Origin of the sequence: Hymenobacter sp. HSC-4F20 (assembly GCF_019599275.1) — a bacterium.
GTDB lineage: Bacteria > Bacteroidota > Bacteroidia > Cytophagales > Hymenobacteraceae > Hymenobacter.
In genome coordinates, this window is record NZ_JAHZTD010000001.1 from 1,218,726 (window position 1) to 1,235,703 (window position 16,978).

Here is a 16,978-nt window from a genome sequence, read left to right on the forward strand (position 1 = left end):
AGCTTCTACGGAAGCTGCTCCCTGTTTTCCAGCAGGCTGTTCCGCACACACCGGGAGCTAAACATAAAAAGGCCACCTAAGCTACTTAGGTGGCCTTTCTTATTCAGCGTACGATGCTACTCGGCAATAACCACGGCGCGGCCCAGCTTTTTGGAATACGCAACGCGACGCTCCCGGCCACCAGCAGAAGGGTAGTCGAACCCCACGGCGCGGGCGTCTTCCTTCACGGAAGACCAGGTTTGCGCATCCACATTTTCGGGCTGGGTGGCAGCGCGGGGCACGGCGGGCTGCACAAACCGGTCGTCGCGGAAGAAGCTATTCATCCCCTGTAGAATAGCTATTTCCTTATCCCGGACGGTAGCAGCCTGTGGGTCGTCCAGGTCCCGCTCGTTTATCAGGGCCGTGGCCGGAATAATCTCCTTGCGCAGCGTGTCGCCGGCACTATTGATAATCATGAAGTATGCCTGCGAGGTAGCAATCTTAGGGCCGCGTAGCTGCAGCACAAAGTTATCTTTGCTTTTGGTGCTGGAGAACGTATGGGTGGTATTGACCGTCCGCAACACCGTCCGCTCCGACACCCGCCCCCGGTTGGCTTCGGGAGTAGGAGTAAAGACGCGGTCCGAGTTTTTGGAAGTACCTACCTCACGCTCGGTATTGATGCACGAGGCTAGCTGGAGTAAAAACAAAGCCCCGGCGGTGGGGAGTAAAAGCTTTTTCATGAAGGGAAAGTCAGCCATCGTCTATTCAGTTCGCCAAAATACAAAACAACCGGCAGCTAGCGGCGAAACTGGGTAGCTTTGTCAGGCCTATTCGTAAGGGGGGACAGTGACACCGTGTACCGCAAAAGCAAGCCGGAGGTTGTGCCACCAGCCCTGGAAATTTAACGTTCTGCGCCAAGTCAGCCTCGCCCTGCGGTACGGCAGTGCCCTGCCCTGCTGGCTAGGACATACGGCTTTGCTTCCTGCAGGGCCGCCCCCCTGCCGCAACCCTCTTATTCTGCTCTCTTCAACTAGAAAAGCCCGATTTCCAGTCCCAGCAGCCACCGCGGAAGCTCTGCATAGGCGGGGGTAGCCTGGTCCGTGAACGTATCAGAGAGCCGGTAGTGGGCCGTGGCCGCGTAGCGTCCCGAGCCCAGGCGAGTGCCGAGCCCGTAAGACCAGCGCCGAACGTAGGCCAAGTCGCGCTCCACTACTACGGTGCGCTTCCCGCCGCCGGTACCCGGCCGATCCTCGTAGTGATGTGAGGTGCCCACGGCCCAGCCGCCCCAGCCGCTCAGATCGAGGTAGCGCCCGATAACGTTGCCCCGGCGGCCCAGGCTTAGCCGCAGGTAGGGCTCCAGCTGAAACTGGGAAACGACCAGCGACTCGGAGTGGTGCTGCGCCGGCGTAGGCAGTAGTTTCTGGCTGTTCTGGGCCAGGTGATACGCCAGGCGGGCGTAGCGCATATCGAATCCAGTAGCCAGGGCACCCGTAAGCCGGTACTTGTGGCGCAGACCAACCAGGAACTCCCCTGATTTTCCGTAGCGTAGCGCGGCGCCCGGACCTGCAGGCCGGCCCACTACGGCCATGTAGCCCACGTACAAATGCCGATAGACGGCGCGGTTTGGGCCGTAACGCGCCCGCGCAGAATCAGCCGGGGGGTCTGCGCGCAGTACTACTCGTTGGGCCTGCACGCAGGCCGTGCCAGATAGCAGCAGGAGGCCGCCCAGGGCGGCGGACACAGGAACTAGCCTCATGGGGCAGCGTAGGTTTGAGTGTAGCCACGGTAGTGGACGCGCACGGCGTCGCCGGGGCGCAGCAAGTGCAGGGGCACCCGCAGCACGGCGCGCTGCTGCACCTCCAGCACTTCGTAGCGGCGCAGCCCGCCCTCCCGGTCCAGCAGCTGCCAGTACAGGTAGGTGGGTGGCGTGGGCCCTGCAACTTCCTCGGCCGGCGTGGGGGTTGCGCGGGGCTGTTCCTGCCCGACGGGCGCTACGCCGGAGGTACCCAGGCCGGGGGCAGCCTGCACGGAATCGGCAAACAACGGCAACGTGCGGGCGGGCACACGGGCCGCCTCCACCCGAATTATCACGGCCAGCACCGAGTCCTGCCGCACCAAATCAAAGGAGGCGGGTGGAGCGGGGGCAGAAGTGGTAAAGAAGGAGGCCTGGGGAAGTCCATAGCCGTGGGCGTAGTCGAAGTACGGGTATAGGGCCGCCGACTCCTGCAAGCGCGCAAATAGCTGCATGGCCGTGAGCTGCCGCTGCTGCTGCCACACGCAGGCCGCAAAGCCGGCTACCAGCGGGCTGGCAAAAGAGGTGCCCTCCGTGCGCACATAGCCACCAGGAGCAGCGGCTACCACCACCCCAAAGGCCACCACGTTGGGCTTGAGCCGCTGACCAGGGGCCGGACCGTAGCTACTGAAATCCAGGTGCAGATAGGTATCGGGGTCTATGCCCCCTACCGCCAGCACCGAGTCGCCATCGGCGGGGGTGCCCACGGTGCGCCACTGCGGATCGTCACCGTCGTTGCCGGCGGCATTCACTACCAGCATGCCCTTGCGCACGGCCAGCTCGGCCGCCCGGGCCACGAGGCTAGTGCGCCCGTTCATCTGCTCCGGGAAATAGCGGCGGGTGGTATAGCCCAGGGAGGAATTAATGATGTCGGCCCCGTTGCGGTCGGCCCACTCGGCGGCAGCCAGCCAGGCCTCTTCCTCAGCGTATTTTTCGCGGTACATCTGCTCAGTGCGGGCCAGTAGAAACTCGGCGCCCTCGCCCAGCCCCAGGCGGGTGCTGTCGGGCAGGCGGCCGGCAATGCAGGAGAGCACCTCGGTGCCGTGGTTGCCACCCTGGTACACGTAGGGGGTACGGCGCAAAAAGTCGTAGGTGGCCACAATGGCTCCGCGCCGCCGCAGGTGGGCGAAGGCTGGGTGCTGGTCGGCACCGGAGAAACCGACGTCGAAAATAGCAATGCGCAGGCCGCGCCCGTTCAGGTGGGCCCGCCGGAAAGTGGCTGCCCCCAGGCTGGCCGTTTGCCGCCGGGCCAGGGAACGGTCGGCTGGCGTGAGCGGGCCAGCCGCGGCACGGCGCGGGCGCGCGGCCGGCAGCAGGGGTGCCTCCGGCCACTCCAGCACCGCTTGTACGCCCGGCAGTTGCCGCAGCCGCGCCGCCTGCGCAGGCGTGGCCCGGCAAGCCACGGCGTTAAACCAGCGGCTCACCAGCGTCACGGTGTCAGCAATGGCTCGCACCCGGGCTACGTAGTCGGGCCGAACGGGAAAGTCGGTGCTATCGGCGGCGGGCAGCTGCTGACGCTGGCGCCGGGCCTGGGCAGCCGGGCTGAAATACGCGGCCGGCCGCAGGCGCTGTCCGGCCTTGTCGCGGAAGGAGACCCAGTACCGGGTGGCTACCGACGTAGCGAGGGAGGTAGGCACCTGCCCGCAGGCGCTACCACTTGCCTTCAGTAGCAGCACCACGAAAGCGAGACAAAAAAACAAACGCAAGCCAGAAATACGAAATATTTAATACTGCCCTAAGGTACAAGAAACATAGTGTCAACTGCTACCAGTCCCGGACATTTGGGTTCCGGCGGGCTCATTCGTAACTCCCAACAGGTGGGTTTCGTTTTACAGCTACGCCATTTTCCATCTGCTATTTCGGTCATGAAATATTTCCTTGCTTCTCCTTTTCGGACAGTTGTACACGGTGCTTTCCTGGTAATAAGCGCTACCGGGTGCGTGTCGCAAAAAAAATATGCGGCACTACAAACGCAGTACACCGACGCCACCCGCTCGCGTGACCAGCTGCAAACCGAAAAAACTGCGCTTCAAGAAGAAAAAGCACGAAGTGAGGAAGCGCTTCGCACCAGCCTGTTGACCAAAAACCAACAGGTAAACCAACTAAATGCCAGCTTAAGCGGTGCCCAGCAGGAAAACTCCCAACTCTCGGCCGATTTGCGTGGTAAAGAACAGCGCATTGCCGAGATGCAACGCATCCTCGACCAAAAAGACGCGGCGGTAAAAGCACTGCGCCAGAAAGTGGGCGATGCGCTACTCGGGTTTAATGCACAGGATTTACAAGTAAATGTGCGCAACGGAAAAGTATATGTTTCTCTTTCCGAACAATTACTATTTAAATCCGGCTCCACCAAAGTAGACCCCAAAGGGCAGGAAGCCCTGAGTAAACTGGCTACGGCGCTCAAAGGCAATCAGGATGTAAACGTGCTGGTGGAGGGCCACACCGATAATGTACCCGTTGCCAAAGGCACCGCTGGCATGCGTGACAACTGGGATTTGAGTGTGCTGCGCGCCACCGAAATTACGCGCATTCTCACCCAGGCCGGCCTACCTGCCTCGCAGGTTACACCTTCCGGGCGCGCTCAATATGTACCAGTTGCCCAAAACGACACGCCCACGAATAAAGCCCTAAACCGGCGGACAGAAATAATTCTAACGCCAAAGCTAGACGAGCTATTTCAGATTCTAGAGCAGAATTAAGTAGCGGATAGCCTTTTTTTAATAAACGGATGCTAGCATACAGGGCTAGCATCCGTTTCTATTTTTAGCAGCTCCCGGTTACTACGTGGCTATACCTCAACAAATTATGATTTAGGCTAATTACCCGCCTGCGGATGCATTTTCAGAAGCTGGCAGCACCAGTCACATGCACCGAGTAATTTTTTTAGCAGGTATCAACCAATAAAACATATATTCGTATGGTAAATCATTTCTATTTTCTGCTAGTCTATCATTCGCCAACTCATGTATTCGCCAATGCATTATTGGCATCGGTAACATGGTTACGCATTTGATCTAAAGAAAAACCGCCACCTTTGAGTACTACCTCTCTCCTACAATAAACCGTAATCATGGCAACTGCTGACCTTAACAAACTGCAACAGATTTTGGCCAATGCCGAAGAAAATGACGCTGTATTAACTCAAATTCGGAAGCACGTAGTAAAAGTAAACGAGCTGATGACTGAGTTAAATGCTATGCTCGAACCTGGCTTCCGGGTAGAAAAGAAAGAGCGCAAGCCCCGCGCGGCAAATAGCACGGGCAAGCGCCCGGGCCGCCCCAAGAAAAACCCCAGCGCCGAATAATCCGGTTTCTGCCCCTTATACAAGGTAAAAGCCCGCGACCTTCTTCTGAAGGCGTGGGCTTTTTTTACATTTCGGTATCAGGACGTGCCGGCAGGTACACAGTTTCCTGCACCTGCCACCTACGCCCATCGTGGCGAAACAATACCAACTCGTTCCAGATGGCCTGGGCGGCGTAGGTACGGCTAGCAAACTCGGCCCGAAGCGCCGGTACCATGGCAGGGGGCAGGTCGCGGGTAGCCAGCGTCACGTGGGGCACGAACGGACGGGAGGGCGGGGGCACGGCCGGCAGGTGAGCGGCACACCAGCGCGACAAGGCGGCGTGCAGGTGCTGAACGGCGGCGGCCTGTACCACGTGCACGTATAAGGTTCGGCTTTGAAACCACGCAAAATCTTGCAACCCAACCTGGCAGGCTGATTGTCCGGCGGCAAATGCACGCAGGGACTCGGCCGCCACGGCGGCAAACTCGGGAGGCTGCCGCAAGGGCGGCACCAGGGTAATATGCGGGAGCAGGTTTATGGCGTTCCGGCTGCCGGTGCGCTCGTGCACCTCCTGTTTCAGGGCCCATACCTCACCCCGAACAGGCTCGGGAGGCAGCAGGGCAACAAGGTATAAGTTCATACGCAAGGGAGTAACCAGACCCAACAAGTAGTAAAAAAGGCCCGCCGACGAGTTTTGCTTACCCCTTGCAGGGGCAAGACAACTCACCGGCGGGCCTTTCACTTAATACGCAGAGGAGAGGCAGGTCGTTTAGGGGCGGCCGGCCACAAGAGGCCTGCTATAACCCGTACTTGCTGAGTAGATATACCAGGGCTGCCATGCTGGCCCCGCCCAGCTCCAGCTCGCGGCGGTTCACCTTATCGAAGGTATCGGCGGCGGTGTGGTGAATATCGAAGTAGCGCTGGGAGTCACACTCGTAGCCGATAAGGGCTTTGGCCTGGCTTTTCAGGGGGCCGATGTCGGTGCCGGCGTGGCCGGCGGAAAACTCGCCGCTGCCGTAGGGCACAAACAGCGGCTGCCACTGCTGCACCTTGCGTACCGTGGCGGGGTCGGCCTCAATGTTGAACCCCCTGGGCGTAAAGCCGCCGCCGTCCGATTCCATAGCGGCCACGTGCTTTTCGCCGGCGGCCTTGGCCAGCTCAGCGTACTTATTACCACCGCGCACTCCGTTTTCCTCGTTCATAAACAGTACGGCCCGAATGGTGCGCTCGGGGCGCAAGCCGGTGGCTTTCAGCAGCCGCAGCACCTCCATACTCTGCGTGCAGCCCGTGCCGTCGTCGTGGGCGCCCTGGGCCAGGTCCCAGGAGTCGAGGTGGCCGCCCACGGTGATGATTTCGTCGGGGTACTTCGAGCCTTTAATTTCGCCCACCACATTGTAGCTTTTCACCTCCGGCAGCTGCTGGCAGTGCATTTCCAGTTCCACGGTCAGGGCGGGGTCGGCCTTAAGCAACTGGCTTAGCTCATCGGCATCGTTAGTGCTAACGGCGGCGGCGGGCACCTTAGGCACCTGCTCGTTATAGCTCATCATGCCAGTGTGCGGAAAGTCGTCGTGGGCCAGGCTTAGGCTGCGCACCAGCGCCCCCACGGCCCCGCGCCGGGCGGCCTCAGTGGCCCCGCTGCGGCGCTGGTCGCCGGCTTCGCCGTAGGCCCGGCCGGTTTCTACGTAGAGCGGGTTCATGGGGCGATTGAAGAACACGATTTTGCCCTTCACCTTCTCGGCAGGCAAGGCGGCTAGCTCCTGCAGGCTCTGCACTTCTACTACCTGCGCCTTGAGCTTGCCGTTGGTCCCGATGGAGCCGCCCAGGGCGCACACGCTCAGGTCAAGGCCCTTGCCTTTAGCACTTTTTACCTGTGCTTTTTCCTTCGCGCCCCGCTCCCAGTGCGGCACCATCACTTCCTGCAGGTACACCCGGTCGAGGCCCATCTTTTCCAGTACCGTTTTTCCCCACTGCACGGCCTGCTCGGCCTGTGGGGAGCCACTCAGGCGCCCGCCAATGCGGGTAGTAAGGTAGCGTAGGTTCTCGTAGCTCTGCCCGCGGGCCAGGGCTTCATCGTAGAGCTTACGAATCACGACGGAGTCGATTTTGGAGGTAGAGGTTTGGGCCGTAGCCGCACCGGCGGAGCCGAGTAGCACCAGGGCGCCCATGGTCAGGCGGCGAAAGGAAGTGCGCATGAGACGAAAAGTGGGTAGCAGAGAAAAGCCGCCCCGCGGTGCCTTCGGCAAAACGGGACGGCTAAAAGTAGCGGAAAAGGTCAGGCTAGTTGCAAGCTCGGGAGCACTTAGCGGCCCGTAGTGCCGTAGCGCCGGGCCACAGCGGTAGCCGCTTGGGTAGTATCGCGGGGCAGGCGCACCTCCAGCAGGTAGTCGTACTCGGCATCCTGCACCGTCGGCACCGGGCGCGGAGCCCCCAGGGCTTCTACTGTTTCCAAAATGGTGTTGGAGTGGCCCACTACCAGCACCGCCTGGCCGGGGTACTCGCGACGGATGCGGGCGGCCAGAGCCTTGAGCTGCCGGGCATCGTAGGGCTGAACGGGCAGCTGACGGGCTGTAGCCAGCGGGGCGGCCGTGCTGCGGGTGCGGGTGGTGGCCGTCGAGAAAATGGCCCTTACCCCGCGCCCCGCCAGTGTATCGGCCAGGGCCTGGGCACGTTGCTGGCCGGCGGCCGTCAGGGGCGGGTCGGGCAGGCCGGGGGCAGTTTCCTTCTCCCCGTGGCGCACAACGTAGACGATGGTGGCCGGCTGCTTACCTGCTTTCTGGGATGAAGAAGCGCAGCCGGCAGCCAGCAGAAGTACCAGTAAGGAAAGCAGCCACGGCCGCAAAAACGATGATGTACAAGTCAGCATAGCTAGAGAACTAGGTGGCGCGCAGCACGGGCTTCGCGTATCATTGAACAATACCCAGGGGGTAGGCCCAGAGGTCAGGAGTGCCAGCCGAAGCCTGCGCCTCGCGCGGCCCGCGAGTCAGCCTATTTAGCCGTCAGAAGTTGCTTTAGCTCCGCGTCGCTGACGGTGAGCAGGCCCACTTTGGGCAGGCGCTGGGTGAGCGTGCGCCAGTTGGGGTCCTGGCGGAAGATGGGCCCCAGCAGCTTGAGGGCCTGGGGCACCTGCTGCTTGTTGGCCAGGCTGATGGCGTGCCAGTATTTCATTTCGAGGTTCTGGGGAAACAGCTTTTCGGCGGCTTCGTACTCGCGGATGGCTCCGGGCACATCGTTTTTCTCCACGGCCAGGTCACCGGCGTTCATGTGCTCGTAGGCCCGGTGCAGGCGCAGCAGGCGCGCCAGTTCCCGCAGGGGTTCGGCGGCATCGTCCACGCGCAAATCAACCAAACGGTCTTCCCAGACGCCGGCGCCGGGCGTGCCCCGCACCACCAGCAGGGCCGCCGACTGCCGCCCCCGAATGTCGCCGCCCGCGGCCTGGGCCGCCTCCAGGGCCGAAACGACGCGCTCGGCAAACGGCAGCTTGCTATTTTGCTCGTAGGCTTTGGCCATGGCCGCGGGCACAGTGCTGTTAAGCATCATGTTAGCCTGCACCGAAAACTGCTTGCCTTGCTGGTGGCCGGCCATGTCGATGCACTTGCTGCCAGTATGAGTGGCCACCCGCCCCTGGTTGTCGATGATGGCCACCTGGCGCACGTCGCGGCCTTCGTCGGTGCGCAGCAGCTCATCCAGGGCCTGCTGGGCCGTTTTGCCGCTTTTCAACAAGGCCAGCCCACGGGCCCCGAACGACTTGTTGGTAAACGACTGGGTAGCCACGGCCCCTACCCCGGCCTCGGCCCAGCTCACGCTGGTGCCCACGGAAAACCAGTGGCTCTGCACCGCCACGGCCAAGTCGCCGGTTTGCGGGTCGCGGGCCACGATGCTGTAGGTGTGGGCCAGGGGGTCAGAGGCGGTATATACCTGGGCCGCCCCGAGGCGCGGCAGGAAGCTCAGGACGAAGGGCAGTAGCAGGACAAGTCGTTTCATGGGCTAAAGCAAGGAAGAATACCCCGGCAACGCAACTTTCCGGGCCGGGCGCAGGCCGCCGCCGCTTCCCGGATAGAGAAAATTTATTGATTTCTTACCGGCATTTCCATCTTCCCTGCAATACTTTTACTCGCCCTGAGCCGCCCGGTCGGGCAGCGAAGGTGCGTATTGCTAGCTTCTTTCCTTTTCTACCTGCTTCTACTTATTACACTTACATGCTGCGAAAATTACTTCTGCCTGTCGTTGGTCTGCTGGGTCTGAGCCGCCAAGCCCAGGCGCAAACAGTTACGAACGTCACTGAAATTATTACCGATTACGGGGGCTTCTGGCAAAGCTCAGCCAAGGCTATCAGCCCCGTGCTACCCGACGACTCACACGATTTGCTTTCCTTCGAGGTTAACGGCACCCGCTACTCCACGGGGGTAGACGATGCCCTGCTGCGTAGCCGTGGCTTAGCCTTTACGCCCGGCGACTACCGCGCCCTGCCCGTGGCCGCCATCAACAGCGCCTTAACCAGCAATACCAAGGTGGGCGTGGGCGCCCGCTTCGATAAAGTGACCAACGGGGCCAGCAGCCCACCCCCCGCCAACGGCCTGGCCACTTACCTGCGTGATGGACGCCGCGGCCTGAACCTGGGCACCGGAGCGGCCAATATCCCCAAGGGCACGCTTACGTTCACGGTCAACTCTATTAGCACCAGCTTCGTGGGCGACCAGGTTCCCGATATTCTGGTAACGCAGTTTGCCGACCCTGCCGACGCCCGGGACCAGTACCAGTTCACCGACGCCCAGGACAACGTCATCGGCAACACCGTGACGGTGGTGTTCACGGATATTCCGCCGGTGGGCGAGTGGGTAGCCGACTTCTACGAGGCCTCCCAAGACCCCATGAAGCTGGAAAGCGGCTTTACCCAAACCAGCCGGCCGCTGCGCCTCTGGTCGGCCGACCTGAGCACGTTTGGCATTACGGCCGCCAACGCCGGCCAGATCCGCAAGTTCAAGGTGTTGCTCAGCGGCAACAGCGACGTGGCTTTCGTGGCCTACAACTCCGAGGCAGCTACCGTGGCCGCCCCCCTGCCTGTGCAGCTAACGGCCTTCAGTGGGGAGGCCACCCCTACCCGTACCGAGCTGCACTGGCAAACCGCGCAGGAACTCAACTCGGCGGCCTTCGAGGTGGAAGCCAGCCTCGATGGCCGTGCTTTCCGCCAGGTAGGCCGCGTGGCAGCCGCCGGCACCTCGGCCCAGACCCGGCACTACCACTTTCAGCACGCGGTAACCGGCACGGCCCCGCGCTACTACCGCCTGCGGCAGGTGGATGAGGATGGCAGCAGCACGTACTCCTCGGTGCTGCCGCTGGCCGTGCAAGGCTCGGCTGCCGCTTCGGCCCAGGTTACGCTGGCGCCTAACCCCTTCCACACTTCCTTGCAGCTGCGCTTGGCAGCGGCCGGGGCGCGGCCAACGCAGGGCCGGGTGCAGCTGACTACCCTAGCCGGGCGCGTAGTATACGAGCAAGACCTTACGGCCTGGCTCCGGCAGCCCGGGACGGAGCTGCCCGCACTGCCTACCCTACCCGCCGGCGTGTACGTAGCCAAGGTAGTGCTGGATGGCCAGGTCACTTACCTGAAGCTGGTACACGAATAGCCGCCCGATCCGGCAGGACAAACGAGGGCCCGCAGTGGGCTCACACCTTGTTCTGCCGGATCAGTTGCCGGTAGAGCTGCACGAGCCGGGGCTGGGATACGCCCAGCCAGTGCAGCACAGCAATCAGCGTGAACACCAGCTGCAGCCGGTACACGCCATTGTCGCGGTATTTGCGGGCGGAGGTAACCACGGCCTGGGGCAGCACCCGAAACGTGCCGTGGCGGCGCAGGCGGCCGATGATTTCCTGGTCTTCCATCACCAGCAGCTTTTCCTCGTAGCCCCCGGCCCGCTCGAATACGCGGCGCTGAACAAACAGGCTTTGGTCGCCGAAGCGGATTAGGTCCACGTCGAAGCGGGTAAACCAGGCATTGAGACGCAGAAACCAGTGGGGGTCGTCGAACTGCAGGCGGAAGCAGCCGCTGCCCGTGCCGGCAGCCACCGCCGCCCGAATCCGTAGTAGGAAATCCGCGGGCGGGTAGGTGTCGGCGTGCAGAAAATACAAGAGCTGCCCAGTGGCTTGGCGGGCACCGTAATTGAGCTGGGCAGCCCGCCCGCGCCGGGGGCTCTGCACCACCCGCACCCCGGCCGCAGCGGCCACGGCGGCCGTGCCGTCGGGGCTGGCGCCGTCTACCACCAGCAGCTCTGTCGCTGCGTCGGCGGCAGCTTGCAGGTGGGCAAGCAGGGCCCCGAGGCTGGTGGCCTCGTTGTAGGTAGGGATGATGATGCTGACCGAGACGGGAGAGGTATTCAACGAGAAGAGAATGGTTGAGGCCACGAGAACCGGTAAGTTAGGAAAATGAAGATCTGCCGGCGGCGCAGGCGCCTGTGCCGCCGGCGCTTCATGCTCCCTTCACCCCGGAGCTGCGTATGTTGCAGCACCACCTAGCCCCCGACGTTTGCTATGCACGTGCTCATTGTAGAAGACGAAAAAAGCCTGCACCAGGAAGTCCGGCAGTTTCTGCTCCAGTCCCAGTACCTCGTCGACTCGGCGTACACTTACGCGGAGGCGTCAGAGAAAATCTTTGTAAACAGCTACGATTTCGTGCTGCTAGACCTGGGGCTGCCCGGCGGCGACGGGCTGGATTTGCTGCGCGAAGCCCGCCAGAATGAGCGTCAGGAGGCTTCCTTTATTATTCTCACGGCCCGCGGGGCCATCGACGACCGGGTGAAAGGCCTGGATCTGGGAGCCGACGACTACCTGCCCAAGCCGTTTTCTCTGCTGGAGCTGCAAAGCCGCATGCAGGCCATCATGCGCCGCAAGTTCGGGCTCAAGCGCCAGGAACTGACCTTCGGCAATGGGTTTCAACTGGACGCTACCGGCCGCACTCTGCGCTACCAAGATCAGGACGTGGCCCTGACCAAGAAAGAGTTCGATCTGCTGCACTACCTGCTGCTGCACAAAAACCGGGTACTCACGCGCCTGCAACTGGGCGAGCACCTCTGGGGCAACGTGCTGGAGGATGACTCTGACTCCAACTACATCGACGTGCACATCAAAAATATCCGCAAGAAGCTCAGCCAGTTCGCGCCCACTGACTTCCTGGAAACTGTGCGCGGCATTGGGTATAGAGTGGCGGATGCTGGTTAAAAATCAGGAAGTACAAATTGGTGACTTTTTGCTCCCTACGCACTAAAGCAATGCGCTGCCACAGCGCATCGGCGAGTGTCAATTTTTAACTTCTACTTCTTACTCCAGAATTCAAAAGAATGCGCCTCGAAGCCAAGCTGGCCCTGTTTAATGCCTTGTCTAAGCTGCTGCTGGTGCTGTTGGGGGCCGTCGTGATTCCGCCCATTGTGAGCCGGGTAGCCGTGGCTCATACTGACCAGCGTCTACGCGAGAAGCAGGCCGAAGTGGTGCAGCTTATTCATCGCAGCGGCATTTCTACCTTCGTGCAAGGCGAGGCCTACGCCGACTATAACCTTCTTAAGCAGGAGTACATTACCCTCACGCCCCTGCCCGCTACCGCCGACACGGTCGCGCACAGCCCGCGCATCTTCAACGAGCCGCGCCAGGTCGACAATGAAATCGAGGACTTCCGAATTCTGAGCGAGCAGTTTGCCGAGGGCGGCCGTAGCTACCGACTGGAAATCGGCTCCTCCCTGGCCACGGTGGAGCTGCTGACCGGCACGCTCCGGCGCATGGCCCTGTGGGTGCTCGTCATTGGGGCGCTGCTCACCATTGTCACGGATGCCGCCTTTGCCCATTACCTGCTGCGCCCCCTGCGCCAGCTTATTGTGCGCAAGCTGCGCGGCGTGCACCACCCCTCGGCCTTCTCCTACGCCCCTCTGGATACGGACACCACCGATTTCCGCCGGCTTGATAATAGCCTCAACGAGATGATGCGCAAAATCCAGTCGGCCTTCGAGAAGGAGCGGGAATTCATGTCCAACGTGTCGCACGAGCTGCTTACCCCGGTGAGCATCCTGCAGTCCAGGTTTGAGAACATGCTCCAGGACCCGGAGCTAAGTCACACCCACTCGCTAAAGATTGTGGACTCGCAGAAAACGCTCTACCGTCTGCGCAACACGGTAAGAACGCTGCTGTTGATAGCCAACATTGAAAACGAGCAGTACCTGCGCGACGAGGCCGTGTCAGTAGCTGCGGTGCTGGCTGACGTCACCAATGAGCTGGATGACCGCCTGGCTCAGCGGGAACTGCGGCTGTTGGAAGACCTGCGCCCCGACTACGTGGTACCCCAGGCCAACCGCACCTTGCTGTTTACGCTGTTGTTCAATCTGATCAGCAACGCCATTAAGTATAACCGCTGGGGGGGTAGCATTACGGTGGAGGGCCGCCCCGGCCCCCTGGGCGGCTACCTGCTCCGCGTGACGGATACCGGGCCCGGCATTGCGGCCGAACACCTGCCCCACCTCTTCGACCGGTTCCGGCGGTTCCAGGCCGGGGCCTCGGCCCCGGAAGGCTACGGGCTGGGCCTGCCTATTGCCAAAACCATTGCCGAGTTTCACAAGAGTGAGTTGACCGTAGAATCGGAAGTTGGGCAGGGCACTACGTTTACCCTCCGGTTTCCATAGGTGGTGCCCAAGCACATCCGTAGGGCGGGGGCTGCGTACAAGGGGTAGTTTCACTCTTACCCCTTCCCATCCATGCAAAAGCTTCTCGCCCTCCTGCTTCTATCTGCTTTCGGCGGTGCCGCTCACGCCCAGGCCGTGCAGCAGAAAACCACGGCCACCCGCAGCACTGCTACTGCCACCCAGTCGTCGAAGACTACGGCGCGCACCCACAGCGTAGCTACGCCCAGCGGCAACACCCACACTACTACCCGCACCCAGACGGTTAATAAAGCAGTGCCCCCCGTGAAAAAGCAAACTACTGTTCGGCGCACCACCAACACCGTGCGGCACAGCGGCTCCCGCTAGTCGGGCTGGAGTTCACGCGGTCTTCATACGGCCGGGAGTAGCTTTGACGACTATCCTACGACGTGCTCGTTATGAAAAAGTTACTGTTGGGGGCGTTGCTGGTAGCAGCCGTACTGTTCTGCCTCCGGGGCTGGTACCAGCCCCCAGCCCCAGTCCGGCCTCTGGCCTCGGTCCCCGTTATTCGGCGGCACGTTCCGGAACCGCATAAGCACGTTTCCGCACTAGCGCCGCATCACCCCCGAACGTGCCCGCGCATTCCCTAATCAGGAGTTTTTCCGCACAAAGGCCCCGACCAGTACTGGTCGGGGCCTTTATTTACGAGGCGGGTATTTGCGTGTTTCGGTGGAAGCGTACCGGCGCGCCAGCGGCAGTGGCCGAAGTAGCCCCGCGGTATCCGTTTCTTCGGGCGCCCGGTTGGATTTCGCGCCACCACGCCGCAGAAAGGCGGCGCCATCCTGCCAATCCGTGGGGTGCGGCCTGGTGCCCGAGGCTGGCCCGGAAGCTGCCGAGGCGTACCGGGCATCGACGGATTCCATACTGGGCCGAATTTTCTACCCCAACCCGTCCACTGACTCGCCCGGCCCGGGCTGGGCACTACCCAGTTGCGGGGCCGGAACCTCGGCTGCCTTTGGGCCGGAGCTAAGCTGCCAAGAGGTATTCATTTCCCGCAAAGCGTGCAGGGCCGTAAGATCGAACTGACAGGGTACGATGGAAATGTAGTTATTGGCCAGGGCGTACTCGTCGGTGTCCTGGCCCTGGTCTTCGTTCACGAAGTTGCCCAGCAACCAGTAGTACGGCCGGTTGTAGGGGTCATAGCGCAGGTCGAATTCTTCCTGCCACTTCGCACGGGCCTGGCGGCACAGCCGGGCGCCAGCAATAGGCTGGGCCGATTTTTTGGGAATATTGATGTTCAGGGCGGTACCGCTCGGAATGCCGTGCTCCAGGGCTTGCCGGGTGAGGTGCTCCACCCATTCTTCCACGTGCGAGAAGTCGGCGCTGTGACCATAGTCGCAGAGAGAGAAGCCAATAGCGGGCAAGCCTTCAATTGCTGCTTCAATAGCCGCCGACATAGTGCCGGAGTACAACACGTTCACGGAAGAGTTGGAACCGTGGTTAATACCCGACACCACCAAGTCGGGGCGGCGGTCCTTCAGTACATGGTGTTTGGCCAGCTTCACGCAGTCGGCGGGGGTTCCGCTGCACTCATACGCCTCAATGCCTTCGAAAATGGTGCTGGGGTCGAGGCGCAAAGAAGTGCCAATGGTAATGGCGTGGCCCATGCCCGACTGGGGCGAGTTGGGCGCTACCACTACTACCTCGCCCAAGCGGCGCATCACGCGCACCAGCGTAGCAATACCGGGGGCCGTGATGCCGTCGTCGTTGGAAATCAGAATTAATGGTTTGCGGGCTTCAGCAGGCACGGGCAAGGAAAGTTAAATGAGAGGAAGGCTGGGCAAAGGTAGAAATCAGGCTGGCATAGCGGCGCTACCCCACTCCTACCTGCAACACTAACGCCCCTACAGCCAAGCGGGTTTTCAACACCAACGCTCCAGGCTGCGTATAGCCAGCATGCAACATCCGATTTCGCCAGCAAGTACCGCGCTGGTCATTAGCTTTTTAGCCGCAAGCCTTGTAGGGTGCGACTCCTCTACTACCCGCAATGCCACTGACCCTGGCACGCCGCCCTTTACATCGGCAGCTGGCACTGGAGCCACCGCCTCGCCTGGTGCGTCGGCCGTTGCACAGAATGCCAGCATCCCCGGTACTACCCCCGGAGCCCCCACCCCCGACTCGCTTCATTTGCTTAGCCCAGGCCGGGCAGGCCGGTTGCGGTTGGGTATGCGCGCAGACCGCATCACGGCCCTGGTGCCAGCCCACTTGCTGCGGGCTACTACCTATCAAGATGGCACCAAGACGCTGCCGGCCTACGAAATGCGCGATGCCCAGCGGCCCGATGCGCCGCCAACTATTCTGCACCTCATCGGCGACTCCGCCACTGGGTTTCGCTTGCGCCGCATCCGTATCTACGACCCCCAGTACCGAACGGCGGAAGGCATCGGGGTCGGCTCACCGTTCGGGGCCGCCCGCCAAAACCTGGGCCTGACCAAGGTGCGCAACACCCCGGCTGGTTTTGCAGCCGTGTCGGGCGAGGTGCAGATGGCCTGGGTAATTGACCCCAACTCTTTGCCGGCTAAGCACCCGGAAGAAATCAGCTCGGCGGAAATCCCGCCGGCGGCGCGTATCACGGGGGTATTACTTTACCAGTAGCTTACTTGCTGAGTTCGTTGCATTACGCCGCAAATCTTGTACTTTGGCAACGCCTGGCCTAGTAGCTTACCTCCTTCCTGTCGACCTTACCTGCCGGGCCTGCCATCTTACCTGCCTATGGCCTTGTTTGAAAACCGCTACCGCACCCACGACCTTGGCTTGCTTATCCTGCGCGTGGGAATTGGGGTTATGTTTACCATTCACGGGTATCCGAAGTTAATAGGCGGGCCCGAGGCCTGGACGCAGGTAGGCGGAACCATGAAGCTCGTTGGCCTGAATTTCGCGCCCGCGTTCTGGGGGTTTCTGGCGGCGGTGGCCGAGGCAGTAGGCGGGCAGCTTATTGCCATTGGCCTGTTTTTCCGGGTTGCCTGCGTACTTCTGCTGGGTACAATGCTGATGGCAACCCTCATGCACCTGAGCAGCGGCCACGACTTCAATACGTACTCGCACGCGCTGGAAGCGGCTTTTCTCTTTCTGGGCCTAGCCTTTGCTGGCCCTGGTAAATACAGCGTTGATCAGCTGCTGTTTCCTGCCCCCCGACGTTTATACTAAGGTACAGGAAGTAGTAGCCCCGGCGGCTGCAATGGCATCATCCTGCGCAAAAGGCCGGATCTTCTTCCATATGAACCGGCCACTGCTGCGGCTGAAGCTCAGGGA

18 protein-coding genes are annotated in these 16,978 nt (G+C 61.5%); 8 read left to right on the top strand and 10 right to left on the bottom strand.

Going from position 1 to position 16,978, the window contains the following annotated elements; all coding sequences use genetic code 11:
* Positions 1 to 116: 116 nt before the first annotated feature.
* From K3G63_RS05350 to K3G63_RS05360, 3 genes are all read right to left on the bottom strand, one after another.
* On the bottom strand, positions 117 to 719 hold the full coding sequence (locus tag K3G63_RS05350) for a hypothetical protein (protein WP_220613038.1): 603 nt from the start codon (positions 717 to 719) through the stop codon (positions 117 to 119).
* Positions 720 to 1,009: 290 nt separating this feature from the next.
* Positions 1,010 to 1,735 (bottom strand): hypothetical protein, encoded by a 726-nt coding sequence (locus tag K3G63_RS05355; protein WP_220613039.1) that lies wholly within the window; start codon positions 1,733 to 1,735, stop codon positions 1,010 to 1,012.
* Positions 1,732 to 3,471, bottom strand: a complete 1,740-nt coding sequence (locus tag K3G63_RS05360) for a S8 family serine peptidase (protein ID WP_220613040.1) — start codon at positions 3,469 to 3,471, stop codon at positions 1,732 to 1,734. Before K3G63_RS05360 ends, K3G63_RS05355 begins: the two co-directional genes overlap by 4 nt.
* A gap of 54 nt (positions 3,472 to 3,525) precedes the next feature.
* On the opposite strand from K3G63_RS05360, the gene K3G63_RS05365 reads away from it, so the two are divergent.
* Positions 3,526 to 4,470 (top strand): OmpA family protein, encoded by a 945-nt coding sequence (locus tag K3G63_RS05365; protein ID WP_310794561.1) that lies wholly within the window; start codon positions 3,526 to 3,528, stop codon positions 4,468 to 4,470.
* Between the two features lie 371 nt (positions 4,471 to 4,841).
* A complete protein-coding gene (locus K3G63_RS05370) occupies positions 4,842 to 5,075 on the top strand; it encodes a hypothetical protein (RefSeq protein ID WP_220613041.1) in 234 nt (77 codons plus the stop codon).
* A gap of 64 nt (positions 5,076 to 5,139) precedes the next feature.
* On the opposite strand, the gene K3G63_RS05375 is transcribed toward K3G63_RS05370, so the two are convergent.
* From K3G63_RS05375 to K3G63_RS05390, 4 genes are all read right to left on the bottom strand, one after another.
* The gene (locus K3G63_RS05375) at positions 5,140 to 5,694 is read right to left on the bottom strand and encodes a 2'-5' RNA ligase family protein (protein ID WP_220613042.1); all 555 of its coding nucleotides are present in this window, start codon (positions 5,692 to 5,694) and stop codon (positions 5,140 to 5,142) included.
* 157 nt (positions 5,695 to 5,851) lie between these two features.
* Complete coding sequence (locus tag K3G63_RS05380) at positions 5,852 to 7,246, bottom strand: M28 family peptidase (RefSeq protein ID WP_259404271.1); 1,395 nt, start codon at positions 7,244 to 7,246, stop codon at positions 5,852 to 5,854.
* 107 nt (positions 7,247 to 7,353) lie between these two features.
* Positions 7,354 to 7,917: a phosphoglycerate mutase family protein gene (locus K3G63_RS05385; RefSeq protein WP_220613043.1), complete on the bottom strand. Its 564-nt coding sequence runs from the start codon at positions 7,915 to 7,917 to the stop codon at positions 7,354 to 7,356.
* 122 nt (positions 7,918 to 8,039) lie between these two features.
* The gene (locus tag K3G63_RS05390) at positions 8,040 to 9,035 is read right to left on the bottom strand and encodes a DUF1028 domain-containing protein (RefSeq protein ID WP_220613044.1); all 996 of its coding nucleotides are present in this window, start codon (positions 9,033 to 9,035) and stop codon (positions 8,040 to 8,042) included.
* A 215-nt stretch (positions 9,036 to 9,250) separates the two neighbouring features.
* Here K3G63_RS05390 and K3G63_RS05395 point away from each other — a divergent pair, with 215 nt between their 5' ends.
* Positions 9,251 to 10,675, top strand: coding sequence for a T9SS type A sorting domain-containing protein (locus K3G63_RS05395; protein ID WP_220613045.1), 1,425 nt, complete (start codon positions 9,251 to 9,253; stop codon positions 10,673 to 10,675).
* 40 nt (positions 10,676 to 10,715) lie between these two features.
* Here K3G63_RS05395 and K3G63_RS05400 read toward each other — a convergent pair whose 3' ends face one another.
* Positions 10,716 to 11,450, bottom strand: a complete 735-nt coding sequence (locus tag K3G63_RS05400) for a TIGR04283 family arsenosugar biosynthesis glycosyltransferase (RefSeq protein WP_310794562.1) — start codon at positions 11,448 to 11,450, stop codon at positions 10,716 to 10,718.
* A 126-nt stretch (positions 11,451 to 11,576) separates the two neighbouring features.
* Between K3G63_RS05400 and K3G63_RS05405 the strand changes: the two genes are divergently transcribed.
* The 3 genes from K3G63_RS05405 to K3G63_RS05415 all read left to right on the top strand — a co-directional run bounded on the left by K3G63_RS05405 (position 11,577) and on the right by K3G63_RS05415 (position 14,053).
* Positions 11,577 to 12,263, top strand: coding sequence for a response regulator transcription factor (locus K3G63_RS05405; RefSeq protein ID WP_220613046.1), 687 nt, complete (start codon positions 11,577 to 11,579; stop codon positions 12,261 to 12,263).
* Positions 12,264 to 12,382: 119 nt separating this feature from the next.
* Entirely contained in the window at positions 12,383 to 13,708 is a 1,326-nt protein-coding gene (locus K3G63_RS05410) for a HAMP domain-containing sensor histidine kinase (RefSeq protein WP_220613047.1), read from the top strand.
* 72 nt (positions 13,709 to 13,780) lie between these two features.
* Entirely contained in the window at positions 13,781 to 14,053 is a 273-nt protein-coding gene (locus tag K3G63_RS05415) for a hypothetical protein (protein WP_220613048.1), read from the top strand.
* 311 nt (positions 14,054 to 14,364) lie between these two features.
* Here K3G63_RS05415 and K3G63_RS05420 read toward each other — a convergent pair whose 3' ends face one another.
* Positions 14,365 to 14,589, bottom strand: coding sequence for a hypothetical protein (locus K3G63_RS05420; protein WP_220613049.1), 225 nt, complete (start codon positions 14,587 to 14,589; stop codon positions 14,365 to 14,367).
* 15 nt (positions 14,590 to 14,604) lie between these two features.
* A complete protein-coding gene (gene surE, locus K3G63_RS05425; protein WP_220613050.1) occupies positions 14,605 to 15,474 on the bottom strand; it encodes a 5'/3'-nucleotidase SurE in 870 nt (289 codons plus the stop codon).
* A gap of 148 nt (positions 15,475 to 15,622) precedes the next feature.
* On the opposite strand from surE, the gene K3G63_RS05430 reads away from it, so the two are divergent.
* Both K3G63_RS05430 and K3G63_RS05435 read left to right on the top strand, forming a co-directional pair.
* Complete coding sequence (locus tag K3G63_RS05430) at positions 15,623 to 16,321, top strand: hypothetical protein (RefSeq protein ID WP_220613051.1); 699 nt, start codon at positions 15,623 to 15,625, stop codon at positions 16,319 to 16,321.
* A 117-nt stretch (positions 16,322 to 16,438) separates the two neighbouring features.
* On the top strand, positions 16,439 to 16,873 hold the full coding sequence (locus tag K3G63_RS05435; RefSeq protein WP_220613052.1) for a DoxX family protein: 435 nt from the start codon (positions 16,439 to 16,441) through the stop codon (positions 16,871 to 16,873).
* The last annotated feature ends 105 nt before the right edge of the window (positions 16,874 to 16,978 follow it).